Below are 12610 nucleotides of genomic sequence, written 5' to 3'. Positions count from 1 at the left end.
CTCACCTCGCCCCGCGTGGGGGCCGTGAATAGACGGGGGGGGGGATGGAGATACCCCGCAGGTATTCCAGCGCGTCCCCGCGCCCTTTCGCGGTCAGTTTGCCCGCCCGCAGGTGGCCCGTAACGTGCGCTTCCAGGGCCGCCCGGCGCAGGTGGGCGGGGTGCGGTTCATGGCGGCGAAGGAAGGCGGCCCAGGCCACCCGGACGGGCAGGGGCACGCTCTCAGAATCTGAGAGCAGCGCCAGGGCCAGGGCGTAGCCGTGGGGGGTGAGGGTCTTCTCTTCGCCGCTCATAGCCCCAGCCCTTCCCGGCGCAGGTAATGGCGGGCCACCGCCTCGCCCTGGGGGGTCAGCTTGCCCCGGCAGAGGTAGCCCAGCCCTTCCGCCGTGCCCAGGGCCACCCCCTGCCGTGTGGGGCGGCCCGCTAAGGCCAGCGCCCGCACCCGTGACCGCGTAGGACCGGGGGGCAGCGTCCGGGCGTAGGCGGCGAGACACGCCCATTCCACCCCCGTCACGGGGCCACCCGCCGGGGCCGGGGGCGCGGGGCTGGGGCCTGCCCCTTCGCCCGGTAGCCGCGCCCCACCTCTTCGCCCTCTTCGCGGTAGGCCGCGCATCTGTGCCCGGCGTGTATGGCGAGGGGCGGCAAGCCGCCGGGCCAGGCCGCCGGGGGGCAGCCGCAGACGCCCATCAGCGGCCCCCAGTCCGGAGCCTCTTCCCAGCGGGCGCAGCTTCCGCAGTGGCCGGGCCGGGCAGACAGCGCCCCCCAGTCCGGGCGGGGCGGGCCGCGCCTTTCCTGCGCCGGGGGCAGGGCTGCCCAGGGGGCCACGTCCGGCGAAGAGGAAGCCGGGGCCGGGGCTGCCTCTTCTTTCGCCGCGCCCCGCAGGTGGGCGAGGAGGGCCGCCCGCTCTGCCCGCACCGCCTCCAGCAGGGCCGCCGGGGGCCGCTTGCCGCTGAGGGTCAGGCCCTCGCCGTCTTCGGAAAGGGCCAGCCGCGCCCCCGCCGCTTCCAGGGCGGCGAAGAGAGATGCCGCGCTCACAGCGTCACCGTCCCCGGCAGGTCTGCCCCTTCCGGCAGGTCTTCGAGGTCTTCCAGGGTCAGGGCACGGGGGGCGGGCGGCGAAGAGAAAGGGGCCTCTTTTATCCCATTTATCCCACTCTCTTTCTTGAAAAATAGAGTTAATGGGATAGAAGAGAACGCCGTCTCAGTCGTACTTTCTTCGCCATTTATCCCATTTATCCCACTTATCCCACCATGGAAGATATCGGGGTCTATGGGCAAGCGCAGGGTCAGCAGACGGGGCTGCCCGCCCATGCCGTAGACCGTGGCTTTCCACATGGGCCGCCAGCCCGTGACCTGCCCGCCTTTTTTCACCGCTTCGCAGCGCATGGCCCCCAGGGGCTGTAAGCGGTCGCGCATGTTGGCCCACAGCGTTCCGGCGTCGGGAAGCTGCCCCGCGCCCTGCCCCGTGGCCGCCCGCTGCAAGGCTTCATGCAAGGCGTCCGGCTGGAAGTACCCCCACTCATCCCCGCCGTCTTTTTCGTGCCAGCCCACCCGCGTGGCACCGGGCCGCGTGCGCCACTCGCCTACTTCTTCGCCGTCCCGGTCCCGGCGGGGGTGGTATTCCCAGCCGTACCTTTCCGGCGTGACCTGGGGCGGGCCGCCTTCCCTGCGGTCTTCAAGAAAGACCCGCCCGGACCCCAAGAGGCCCGCCAGGATGGAGAGCGCCCGCTCTACCGGGTCTTCTGAGCGCAGGTGCTCGCCCTGGCCCCGCGCCACGTCCCCCAGCGCCGCGAGCACCCGGCCCCACAGGGCCTCGCCTTCGCCGGGCGTGACCGCCCCCACCTCCAGAGCAAAGGCGAGGAAGACCCCCCACCCGTAGGCGAGTTCAGCCACCGCCGGACCCGTGCGCCCGTGGAGTCCCGCGAAGTGCCCGGTCATCTGCCGCACCGCGTCCCGGTGCCCCGGCGCTTCGGCCATGAGTTCCCCGAAGTGGCCCGCGATGTGCCGGACGTACCCGGCGAGGGCATGGGCATAGACGCCCGCCGCCCCCAGGTCTTCCGCCGCGTCAAAGGCCGCCTTGAGAGCGGGCGAGTGAATCAGCCGGGCCGTGACGGGCACCGCCAAAAGCCGCGCCCGGTTGCTGTAGCCCTGGGGCAGCCGCTCACTGGAAGACATGACCGTACCGCGCGGGTACAGGGCCGCCCGTTCCCGGCGGTCTGCGGTCAGGGTGCCGCGCCCCTGCCCGTCTGCCACCCCATGGAGAATCCGGGCCGCCGCCGCGTGCATCCGCGCCGCCTCACCCGCCTGACCGGACGGCTTGAAGTCATCAATCAGAAAGAGGGCATCTTTCACCCGGAAGGCCGCGCTTTCCAGGGCGTTGGGCGAGCTATTCCAGCCGTCCGGCAGGTGCCGCCTGTGCCACCCGGCCCCGAAGTGCGCCATAGCGAAGGCGGCGAAGGCGGTTTTATGGCGGCCCGTCTCGCCCGTGGGCCACACGGCGAAGTCTGACCGCCCCAGGGGGGCGCGGTACACCGCCCCCAGGATGGGCACGGCCACCGGGTCCGGGGCGAGGTTCAAGAGGGCCAGAGAGTGGCGCACCGCCGCCCGCAGGTCGCTTCCTTCGCCGGGGTCCGGCAGGGCGTAGGCGTTGAGCCGACCGCCGAGGTCCACTTCCACGCCGCTCACCGCGCCCGCCCGCCCAATCACCGCGCCCGCCGTGAGGTACAGGGGGCCGTGCTGGGGGTACTGTATCCATCCCGTATGGCGGTAGACCGTGCGCTCTGCCACGCCACGGGCCGCGCTGAGCAGTTGGATAGCCGCCCGCGCCTTGTCTTTCTTGCCCTGCCCAGCGTGAACAATGCCGCCCGCGCCCCACTTCGCCACAGGCCAGCGCATCCCTTCAAACTCTGCCGCTGTGACCCGGACGCGGGGCAGCCTTCCCCCATCCGGGCGCGTGCCTTCCAGCTCGAAGAGGCGGGCCGCCTCACCTGCGCCGTCTTCTTCGAAGACTTCCGCCGTGATGTACGCCGTGAACTCCGCGAGTGTTTCCGCGCTTTCCCACTCGCGCCCGTCTGCCGATTGAATCTTGAGGGCGCACAGCTTCCCGCCCCGCACCCCATAGCCGCTCACGTCGGAAAGCCACACGTCCCCGGCTTCGCCCTGGCCCTCTTCGGGCGTGGCCTCTTCCTTCGCTGGGGGCTGCCACGTGCCCGCCTCTTCAAGGGCTTCGAGCAGCCGCGCCCCCTGCCACGCGGCCACGTCTTCCGCTGTCCCGAAGTCCGGCACCCGCCCCAGGGCGTCACAGGCATCCCCACCCGTCACGTCCCCGGACCCGGACGGCGAAGGAAAGGCGAAGGGGATGACGTGCGCCCCCGCGCCGCCCCCGCGCCCCACCTGCCGCACCGTGGCCCCCGCACTTGCGCACAGGGCCGCCCACGCGCCCCGCGCCGCGTCCCCTTCCGCGTCCGGGTCCGCATAGAGGTAGGCCACGCGGCCCGCTTCCAGGCCGTGCAGGTGGGGCCACGCGGAAGCGCTCGCCACCCCCTGCACCCGGTAAGCGTGGCCCTGCCCCGCCGCTTCGAGCATCACCTGCACGGCTACCGCGTTCAGTTCGCCTTCTATGGCGAGCATGGGCCGGGCGGCGTCCCCCTCGAAGCCGGGGGCGCACCATGCCGGGCTGTGGCCGCCTTTCGTGAGGTAGGCGTATCTGTTTGCCTTCGCCGCTTCCAGGTCTGCCTTACTGCCGGGGTTCCGCACCTTGACCGCCCAGGCTTTGCCGTCCGGGCCGCGTACCTCGAAGGCCACGGCACCGGGCAAGACAAAGCGCGGCAAGCGGTAGGTCTTCCACGGGCCACCTTCCCGCCCCACCTTCCCGGCGAAGCGGTAGGCCCGCAGGATGCCGGACTCTAGGGCAGGGGAGAGGCCGCGCCGGGCGAGTTCCGCATGTTCCGGGCTGTCTTCCCCCGCTTCGATGGGCACCCACCCCCGCAGGGCGTGGGCCAGGGCGTCCGGGGTGAGCGGTCCCTGGAGGGCCAGCTTTTCCCGCACGGTGTCCGGGCTAACCCGTCGGGGGGCGACCGTTCCCGGCGACCCGCCCTGCCGGGCTTTCTTGCCCTCTTCCTTCGCCGGGCTGGGGGACTTGCCCCGCTTCCGGTCCAGCGTGGCCCGCCCCCGTCCCTTCCGGTCTTCGGGGGGCGTGTCGGGGATTCCGGCCCACTCAATCAGCAGCCGCGCCGCCTCGCCTTCGCTTATCCCCAGGGCCGACGCGGTAAAGGCGAGTGCGCCCCCCTCGAAGCCGTCCCCGCCAAAGCGCTTGAAGACCGCCCCGTCCCTGCCCATGCTCACCGACAGGGACGGGTCTTTCTCTTCGAGACCGGGCCGGAAGTCGCACACCACGCCGCCCCCGTCTTCCAGGCCGCGTAAGTCTGCCGCCGGGTTGACGATGCCCGCCAGCCGCCGGACCAACGCCCCCGGACGGTTCGCGGGGTGCCGCAGGGCGTTCATTAAGGCGCTCATCGCCCACCCCCCAGGCGAGGGGGACACAGCGGGCCGCGCTGCCCGTTATGCTGTGTCCGGAGCCACCCCGCTTCGCCCACTCGCCCGGTCTTCCCGCCGGGCGTCATTTGTTGCCCTTCGCCGCAGGGGCCACCCGCAGACTTTCGCGCCACGTGAGGAAGTCCGGCAGGGCGACCAAATAGCGGGGCCTACCCCGCCGGGCCGTGTTGTAGGCGGGCAGCTCGCCCTCTCCAATCGCCCTGTAAATCAGGTCACGGGGCAGCCCGTAGCGCTTCCACAGGGCTTGAGGGCTGAGCATCCGGTCTTCTGCGGGCAGCACGTCCGGGCGGGCCGCCGCGTGAGGGTCTAGGTTCAGCGTCATATGTTCCCCTGCCCCTGACCGGGCTGTATCAAAGCCGGGTCAGGGGTGCATGTCTGAGGGGCCGCGCCTGTCCACTGGGGACAGGGGCCACACGTCAAAGCAGGGCCGGGCCTACCGCGTGCCGCTTCGCCATACTCGAAGCAGCCCGGCAGCTCAGGCCAGGGGGGGTGCTAGGGGTGCGGTGGGGGGCCGTGGCCGGGCGTACAGGGGCCGGGGGGCACGTGTGCGGCGAGAAACAGGCTTAACCCGCCGGGCGAGGTGGGCGCGGTAGGCGGCAGCTTCAAGGGCGCGAAGGGCGAGGGTGAGGGCGAGGGAAGCCTGCCGCGCCTGCCGCTTCATAGCCCGCATGATGGCCCGCGCTGCCCGGCTGTCATGGGTAAGCAGGGCATAGGCCAGCATGTCCCGCGCCCCGCCTGCCTTCCAGAAAGTGAACTGCTCCGGCTGTTCTTCCGGCTGCCATGCCACATAGCAGTTATCGGCAAGCTCCCGCAGGTACTCCCAGTCCACGCCATCCGGGTTGCTTTCATCTGCCCACGCGGGGGCGAGTGCCCGCAGCCTTTCCATACGGCGTTCTTCTTCAATGGACCGCCGGGCCTTCTTCTTCTCCGAGGGGCTAAGGACAACGCACTGGGCCGTAGCCCCTCGGAGACCCGCCACGCGGCGGGCTTCTCTCATGGCAAGAAACACAACCCATGCAAGGGCCTGCTTTTTGATATAGCCAAGCTTAGACCCCAGCTTCATACGCCATAGGACCAACATCCCCACGCGCCGCCCCCGGCGCGGCCCCTTTGAGATGTGCCCCCGCCCCCGCGTCGCCCGTTGGAAGGCCAGAAAGTGCGGGGCCATGTTCAGCCGGGCCGCTGCCACTTCCAGCGGCGAGGGCTGGGGCGGCCCCAGGTGCGGCAGGTCTTCCCCTTCGCCGCCCCCTTTGGCCCAAACAATCAGCGGCCCGCGTACAACTTTCGCGCCGAACATACCGCCGGGCGTCAGGGTGTGAGCTGCCCACGTCACCGGGGACGCCACCCGCGCCCATGTTCCGGGCGCGTAGGCGTTCAGGCTGGGGGCGGGTGCCATGCCGTACAGCGTAGCAGATTACGTAAAGGGCCGAATACTACAGGGCACCCGTGGGCCAAGCGTGGCCCATATGGGCCAGAAAGTGCCCCTTTTTCGCCGGAAAGCCCCGGATGGGCTTTCGCCATGAATGCCCTCCCAGACAGCGCCCAGCGACAGAAAAGGGGAAGGGGCAGGGCATCCCCGGCCCGCCCTTACGTCTCCTTTTAATCAGCGGGTTCCGGGTTCGAGTCCCGGGCGACCCACCAAGAAAAAGCCCCGCTACACGCGGGGTTTTTTGTTTTTGCCTCACCCGCTGACAGGTGTGAGGAGGCCAAATGTAGCCCATGTGGCGCCTCTGTATACCAACAGCAGGAACGCATGAGCCGAGATCGTGGCGGGTATGGGATCGGTACGAGAGATTCATGCCCTGCTGGAGGTGGATGATGACGGTTCTGGAACGTAAACGGGTTGACTCGCGTGCCATGCGCGAGCTTTCTGATCGTGTGGACGGTCTCATCCGTGCCGGACAATGGGACGAGGTCGCCTGTAACGCGGCGCTTGACGAGGCTACCGCCTATGCAAACGGCATTCGGGGCGCTCGGGATTGGCTCGCCAGTCTGGCAGAACCTGAGTGGTCGGATCGGCGTATTACGACCACACCTTCGCCCTACGCCTGACTGTTCTCCGCAGGGAACGTTGAGCCCCCCCTCGGGGCGGTTTTCTTCTGCCGGGTGTCACTGCTCCCCGCAGACTGAACCCATGCCCGCCGACACCCGTTCCTTCCTGACCCTCCGTACGCCGGGGGGGTTGTGCCGCTGCCTGCGCCCGCTCGCGTTGGGCATTCCTGGGCAGGCGGGCACCGTTGCGCAGGACCAGCCCACGCACACCACCCCGGTCTCGGAGGCGATCATTCCCCACCCGCCGACCTCGCGAACAACGTGACGGTGGACGTGGGGCCGGGCGAGCAATACGCAGAGGGCGGCCTCTCCACGCAGGTCATGGTGCTCGTCAGCGTCAGCGGCCTGGAGGTTCACGGACAGCCCCTGACTGCGTACAGCGAGAAGCAGGGAGCCGCCTTCCTGCGCCACCTCCCCTCTCTGTGCCTGTCGCTGTTCTTTTCGGCAGCTCTACACAAAGGAGGCAACTTCTTCTCAGCCTCTACCGCCGCCGCACCCCGCAGCTCCCCAACGGGACTTCTTTGCCCTCCTCCACCCGCACAAAGTCGCCCGAGAGGTAGTCGAGTCCGGGTTCGCCCGCCCGCACGCGGCAGCGGTACACGGCGCCGGCCTGTCCGGCGTTCCAGAGGAAATCCGTCTCACCCGTCGCCACGGTCTGCACGATCATGGGCGTGCTGCCGGGAAACAGCAGGCGCAGGGTCATCACCGGGGTGAGGTTGCTGCGGACCCGAATACTGGCCTGTTCTCCCCCCGCGGGCACGTCGCTGCGGTCCATGTCATAGGTGCCGAAGCGGCCAGTCGCGACCTCGGCACTGACCAGCCGCTCACCGTCGCGGCCCTGCACCAGCCAGCTCTGACCAGCGGCAAAGGTCGTGGGTCGAGACAGACCAGGCAGGTTTTGGAGGCGGGGTGTGCAGGCACTCAGGAGCAGCAGGCACAGGCAGGCGGGAACGGAAAGAAACCGGGCCATGGCTCCCAGTCTAAAACCCGGCACCGGCGCTTAGACCGGGGCGGGCGCCCACTCCTCGTCGAGCGGGGCAAAAAGCACGTCGAGGTCGCGCGAGGTGAGCTGCGTGGCGCTGGTGAGGCCGCCGTCCAGCACGCCCTTGGCCAGCGCGGCCTTCCTCTGCTGAAGGTCCAGAATGCGTTCCTCCACACTGCCCGCCGCGATCAGCTTGTACACGAACACCGGCTTGTCCTGCCCGATGCGGTAGGCGCGGTCGGTGGCCTGGTTCTCGGCAGCGGGGTTCCACCACGGATCGAGGTGAATGACGGTATCGGCAGCGGTGAGGTTGAGGCCGACGCCCCCGGCCTTCAGGCTGATCAAAAAGACCGGGACCTCGCCGTTCTGAAACCGCTCCATCGCCGCGGCGCGGTTCTTCGTCTGCCCGGTGAGCTTGGCGTACCCGATGCCCAGCTCGGTCAGGGTCTCTTCCAGCAGGCCCAGCAGCGTGGCGAACCGCGAGAAGATCAGCACCCGGCGGCCCTCCTCCACCATCTGCGGGAGGTTCCCCGCGAGCCAGTCGAGCTTGGCGCTCCCCTTGACCCGGCGGGCGGCCTCCAACTTCACCAGCCGGGGATCCGTCGCCGCCTGCCGCAATTTGAGCAGCGCGTCGAGGATGGCGACGGTGGAGCGGGCCAGGCCGCGCGCGCCGAGCTCCTCGCGCACCCGCTCCAGCATGGTCACGCGCACCGTCTCGTAGAGGTCGCGCTGGTCGCCGTCGAGCGTGACCCGCACCGGAATCTCGGTCTTGGGCGGGAGTTCCTTGGCCACGTCGCGTTTCTCGCGGCGCAGGATAAAGGGCTTGACGCGGGCGGCGAGGGCGGCCTGACGGGCACGGTCGCCCCCCTTCTCGATGGGGGTGCGGTACAGCTCGCGGAAGGTCTGCTCGTCGTGCAGCAGGCCCGGCACGAGGAAGTTGAACTGCGACCACAGCTCGCCCAGGTGATTTTCCAGGGGCGTCCCGGTCAGGGTGAGGCGGTGACGCGCCCTCAACGCCCCGGCCGCCTTCGCCGCCGCGCTCCTGGGATTCTTGATGTTCTGCGCCTCGTCGAGCACCAGGAGGTGAAACTCATGCTGGCGCAGGGCGTCAACATCGCGCGGCAAAAGGGGATAGGTGGACAGCACGAGGTCGTACTCGGGAATGCGGGCGAAGTCGGCCTTGCGCCCCGGACCGTGCAGCGTCAGGACGTTCAGGCCGGGGGTGAAGCGGGCGGCCTCGGCACGCCAGTTGCCCAGGACGCTCGTGGGGGCGACCACCAGGCTGGGGCGGTCGGCGCGTCCGGCCTCCTTCTCGGTCTGGAGGTGGGCCAATGTTTCGAGCGTCTTCCCCAGTCCCATGTCATCCGCCAGAATTCCGCCCAGATCGTACTCGCGCAGGAACTGTAGCCAGGCGAGGCCCTGGCGCTGGTAGGGGCGCAGCTCGGCCCGCAGACCGGCGGGCGGCGTGACCTCCGAGACGCCCTGAAAGGACCGCAGGCGGCGGCCCAGCTCCAGCAGGCGTTCGGTTCCCAGCCAGCGGGCCTTGAGGGCCTCTTCAAGCGCAGCGAGGCGAACAGCGTCGAGGATGGGCAGCCTCAGGGGCCCTGGGGGCAACTCGCGCAGGTGCAGCTCGACAAGCACGCTGAGGATCGCCCGGACGCGCCCGGCGGGAAGCGGCAGCCGGCGCCCGTCGGGGAGGCGCGCTGTGATGAGGTCATCGTCCCCCAGCGCAGCGAGGGCTTCGGGCGTAAACAGCTCGGGATGCTCGGCGATCAGGGAAACGAGGATGGGAATGAGGCTGTGGCGCTGGCCGTCCACGATCACGCCGAGTTCGAGAGTGAACCAGCCGCCCTCCTCCTGCGCCTCGCCGTACCAGTCCTCGACCTCCGCGAAGCGGTAGGGGAAGCTGTCCTCCACCACGACGCGAAAGCCTTTTGCCCCCAGCTTGGGGACGGTGTCCTTTAAAAATGCCTGCCAGTGGCCCTCGTCGGCAAAGGCGTACAGGAACGCAGCAGCGGGGTGACGCAGGAGGTCGCCGCGCGGGCGCAGGTTCTGAAGCCGCCGCAGGCCCGTGCGGGCAAGCTGCGCGGCGGCGCGCTTCTCGGCGGCAGGATCGCGCGCGGCCAGGTGCAGCACGCCGTCCTCAAAGCGTTGTCGCTCGGTGGTGAGGGGTTGACCGTCATAGAGGTGGGTGAGTCGGGCCACACCAAGCCGCTCCTCGGAGGTGACCCGGCGGCCTCCCCGGCGGCGGGTCACCTCCACCCGTTCCTCACACAGCGTCAGAAGCGGCTGATAGGCCAGCGGGACGCGGCGTACCGGAATAGGGCGGGGGGTGGGCACCGCCAGCGCCGGAAAACGCTCCTGCAGAGCCCGCGCGAACCCAGCCGCCTGGGCGGGCGGCACGGGCGGCACGCTCAGCAGGGCCTGTTCTAGGGCGGGCGGCAGCGGGGAAGTGACGCGGCCCAGCGTCCCCGCTGCCTCGTTCAGGTACCAGCGCGGTGAGACGGGCAGGACGCGCACCCCCTCCGGCAGCGTGAGCCGGGGCCGCTGCACGCCGCCCACGTCCATCGCCCATTCGAGGGTGGCGGGCAGGTCGGGACCAGACACGAGGGGCGCTTGCCGCCCCGTCCAGAAGAGCCGCCCGGTGTCCCTGAGCCGCGCAAGCAGCGGGTCCGTGAGGGGGTGGTCTCCCAGGAACCACGTTTCCTCGCCGCCCCGCACGCTGCTCTCGGCCCCCAGCGCGAGGAGCTGAAGAAGGTCGTGGTCAGGACGGATGGAGTCGGGCAGGGTCTGGACCCGCTCCCCCCGCGGCCCCTGGGCCCAGCGCAGCGTGGGCGGCAGCGTGAAGCTCGCGGTGCGTTGCCACTCGCCCCGGTGCTCCAGCACCCGCCACACCCGCAGCGCGAGCACCTCTTTCCCCGAACGGCTCAGCAGGCTGAGGTCGTAGCGCAGGCTCTGCCGCCCTCCCGCCGCCAGCCCCGCTGCCCTGTCCAGCCAGGTCCGCAAGGGGGTGGCGAGGGGCAGGGGTTCAGCCTCGGGTGCGTCCGGCACGTCCGGCACGTTCGCCTCCGGCTCCTCCGCGCCCGCCTCCGCGAGCGCCCGTTCCAGCGCTGGACTCAGCAGCACGCGGGCGAGGTGGGGGCAACCCTTCTTGCCACAGCCGCATTCGCCCCCCGTCAAGATGCCCTCAGGATTCAGCAGGAAAGTCTGCCGGTAGAGGCGCCCGTTTTCTTTCACCTGCGCCTCACCCGTGTAGCCGAAGCGGGTCCGGGTAAGGCGCAGGTCACGAACCGCCTTCGCGCTGAGGTTCAGCGCCGCGCTGACGGCGGACATGCTGAACAAGGTGGCCGGGACACGCTCCAGCTTCATCGGATCACACCCGCGTCAGATCCCGGGGCAGCGGCAGGAACTCGATGTCCGGGTGCTGCTCCTGCGTGTACTCCAGGTCGTAGCGGGAGCGAAAGAGCATCACCGGGCGGCCCTGGTCGTCCTCCACGTGACGGGCAAAGCGGGCCACGCTCCCCGGATCACCCGCCAGCCAGCGCACAAGCTGATAGCCGGTCACGTGGAGGTCCACGTCCACGCCGTATTCTTCCTGCAAGCGGGCCTGAAAGACCTCGAACTGGAGGGGACCCACCGCGCCCAGGTAGGGCTCACGGGCGCCGTCGGTCGGGTAGAAGACCTGCACCACGCCTTCCTCGGCGAGCTGGGTGAGGCCCTTGATGAACGCCTTGCGCTTGCCCACGTCCTTGAGGGAGAGGGTGGCAAAGGTTTCCGGCGTGAAGCGCGGGAAGGAGGGCAGCGTCACCTTGGGATCCACGCTCACCACGTCCCCGATCTGAAACACGCCGGGGTTCACCAGCCCCACGATGTCACCGGGATAGGCCTCCTCCACCTTCTCGCGGTCCTGGGCAAAGAGGCTGTGGGCCTGCGAGAGCCGCAGCTTGCGCCCGGTGCGGGTATGGGTCACGTCCATGCCGCGCGTAAAGTGGCCGCTCATCACCCGCATATAGGCGGTGCGGTCACGGTGGGCCCGGCTCATGTTGGCCTGGAGCTTGAAGATAAAGCCCGCAAAGGGCGCGTCCGGGGCCCGCTGCCCCAGGTTCGTCTCCACCGGGCCAGGGGGCGGCGCGAGCTCCACGAAGTTCTTTAGGAAGTGCTCGACGCCGAAATTGTTCATCGCGGAGCCGAAAAAGACTGGGGTAAGGTCACCCGCCAGGAACGCGCCCGCGTCGAATTCGGGCACCGCCCCCTGGATGAGTTCCACGTCTTCGCGGAGTTTGGCGGCGAGGTCCGGCCCCACCAGTGCCTCGAGCTGCGGGTCCGTGAGTCCTGCCGTCTGCACGGGCGCACGGTGCTTGCCGCCCGACGTGCGCTCGAAGACGAGCACCTGCTCGGTCTGGAGGTCATAGACACCCTTGAAATCGGGGCCGTCGCCGATGGGCCAGGTGAGCGGCACGGCGGTGATTCGGAGCGTGTTCTCCACCTGCGCGAGCAGCTCAAAGGGGTCGAGCGCCGGGCGGTCCATCTTGTTCACGAAAGTGAGGATCGGAATGCCCCGGTTGCGGCACACTGCAAAGAGCTTCTCCGTCTGCGACTGCACGCCGCGCGCCGCGTCGAGCACCATCAGGGCCGAGTCGGCGGCGGTGAGGGTCCGGTAGGTGTCTTCAGAAAAGTCCTGGTGGCCGGGCGTGTCGAGCAGGTTGATGTGGCGCCCAGCGTACTCAAAGGTGAGTGCGGAGGACGAGATAGAAATCCCGCGCTGCTGCTCGATGCTCATCCAGTCGGACCGCGTGTGCGAGCGGCCCTCTTTGGCCGTCACGCTGCCCGCCTCCTGAATCGCGCCGCCGTACAGCAGCAGCTTCTCGGTGATGGTCGTCTTCCCGGCGTCCGGGTGGGAAATGATCGCAAAGGTCCGGCGGCGGGCGATCTCGTGGTCAAGCTGGGCGGTGGGGATGGTCACGGCAAACTCCTGCGGGCAGACAAGGGTGCCCGGTTTGAAGGGAAAACAACGGAAGAACGCG

Annotated in this window: 11 protein-coding genes; 2 read left to right on the top strand and 9 right to left on the bottom strand. The window is 69.5% G+C overall.

All coding sequences use genetic code 11. From position 1 onward, the window contains the following. Position 1: 1 nt before the first annotated feature. From EI73_RS04720 to EI73_RS16210, 6 genes are all read right to left on the bottom strand, one after another. On the bottom strand, positions 2-292 hold the full coding sequence (locus EI73_RS04720; RefSeq protein WP_034384716.1) for a hypothetical protein: 291 nt from the start codon (positions 290-292) through the stop codon (positions 2-4). Further along, a complete protein-coding gene (locus EI73_RS16215) occupies positions 289-513 on the bottom strand; it encodes a hypothetical protein (protein WP_156103461.1) in 225 nt (74 codons plus the stop codon). The genes EI73_RS04720 and EI73_RS16215 overlap by 4 nt, the downstream gene beginning before the upstream one ends. Then, positions 510-1034: a hypothetical protein gene (locus EI73_RS04715; protein ID WP_034384715.1), complete on the bottom strand. Its 525-nt coding sequence runs from the start codon at positions 1032-1034 to the stop codon at positions 510-512. The genes EI73_RS16215 and EI73_RS04715 overlap by 4 nt, the downstream gene beginning before the upstream one ends. After that, on the bottom strand, positions 1031-4513 hold the full coding sequence (locus EI73_RS04710) for a hypothetical protein (RefSeq protein ID WP_156103460.1): 3483 nt from the start codon (positions 4511-4513) through the stop codon (positions 1031-1033). The genes EI73_RS04715 and EI73_RS04710 overlap by 4 nt, the downstream gene beginning before the upstream one ends. Positions 4514-4616: 103 nt before the next feature. Beyond that, positions 4617-4874, bottom strand: a complete 258-nt coding sequence (locus EI73_RS04705) for a hypothetical protein (protein WP_231557287.1) — start codon at positions 4872-4874, stop codon at positions 4617-4619. Between the two features lie 153 nt (positions 4875-5027). Further along, the gene (locus EI73_RS16210; RefSeq protein WP_027460404.1) at positions 5028-5438 is read right to left on the bottom strand and encodes a hypothetical protein; all 411 of its coding nucleotides are present in this window, start codon (positions 5436-5438) and stop codon (positions 5028-5030) included. Positions 5439-6370: 932 nt separating this feature from the next. On the opposite strand from EI73_RS16210, the gene EI73_RS16205 reads away from it, so the two are divergent. Continuing rightward, positions 6371-6604, top strand: coding sequence for a hypothetical protein (locus tag EI73_RS16205; RefSeq protein WP_156103459.1), 234 nt, complete (start codon positions 6371-6373; stop codon positions 6602-6604). Between the two features lie 82 nt (positions 6605-6686). Continuing rightward, positions 6687-6869, top strand: coding sequence for a hypothetical protein (locus EI73_RS16200; protein WP_156103458.1), 183 nt, complete (start codon positions 6687-6689; stop codon positions 6867-6869). Between the two features lie 216 nt (positions 6870-7085). On the opposite strand, the gene EI73_RS04690 is transcribed toward EI73_RS16200, so the two are convergent. The 3 genes from EI73_RS04690 to EI73_RS04680 are packed head-to-tail and all read right to left on the bottom strand — an operon-like array spanning position 7086 to position 12549. Continuing rightward, a complete protein-coding gene (locus EI73_RS04690) occupies positions 7086-7574 on the bottom strand; it encodes a hypothetical protein (RefSeq protein WP_034384708.1) in 489 nt (162 codons plus the stop codon). 30 nt (positions 7575-7604) lie between these two features. Beyond that, on the bottom strand, positions 7605-10955 hold the full coding sequence (locus tag EI73_RS04685) for a DEAD/DEAH box helicase (RefSeq protein ID WP_034384706.1): 3351 nt from the start codon (positions 10953-10955) through the stop codon (positions 7605-7607). Positions 10956-10959: 4 nt separating this feature from the next. After that, entirely contained in the window at positions 10960-12549 is a 1590-nt protein-coding gene (locus tag EI73_RS04680) for a peptide chain release factor 3 (RefSeq protein WP_034384704.1), read from the bottom strand. Positions 12550-12610 lie beyond the last annotated feature (61 nt).

Source organism: Deinococcus sp. YIM 77859 (genome assembly GCF_000745175.1).
GTDB lineage: Bacteria > Deinococcota > Deinococci > Deinococcales > Deinococcaceae > Deinococcus.
The sequence above is the reverse complement of the archived record's forward strand: the minus strand, read 5'-3'. Positions and strand labels throughout refer to the sequence as shown.

Bases quoted from the DNA above. Each gene is read 5' to 3' on its own strand.
- EI73_RS16210 (WP_027460404.1), bottom strand. From the start codon at position 5,438: ATGGAAAGGCTGCGGGCACTCGCCCCCGCGTGGGCAGATGAAAGCAAC.
- EI73_RS04705 (WP_231557287.1), bottom strand. From the start codon at position 4,874: ATGACGCTGAACCTAGACCCTCACGCGGCGGCCCGCCCGGACGTGCTG.
- EI73_RS16200 (WP_156103458.1), top strand. From the start codon at position 6,687: ATGCCCGCCGACACCCGTTCCTTCCTGACCCTCCGTACGCCGGGGGGG.
- EI73_RS04685 (WP_034384706.1), bottom strand. From the start codon at position 10,955: ATGAAGCTGGAGCGTGTCCCGGCCACCTTGTTCAGCATGTCCGCCGTC.
- EI73_RS04720 (WP_034384716.1), bottom strand. From the start codon at position 292: ATGAGCGGCGAAGAGAAGACCCTCACCCCCCACGGCTACGCCCTGGCC.
- EI73_RS04690 (WP_034384708.1), bottom strand. From the start codon at position 7,574: ATGGCCCGGTTTCTTTCCGTTCCCGCCTGCCTGTGCCTGCTGCTCCTG.
- EI73_RS04710 (WP_156103460.1), bottom strand. From the start codon at position 4,513: ATGAGCGCCTTAATGAACGCCCTGCGGCACCCCGCGAACCGTCCGGGG.
- EI73_RS16205 (WP_156103459.1), top strand. From the start codon at position 6,371: ATGACGGTTCTGGAACGTAAACGGGTTGACTCGCGTGCCATGCGCGAG.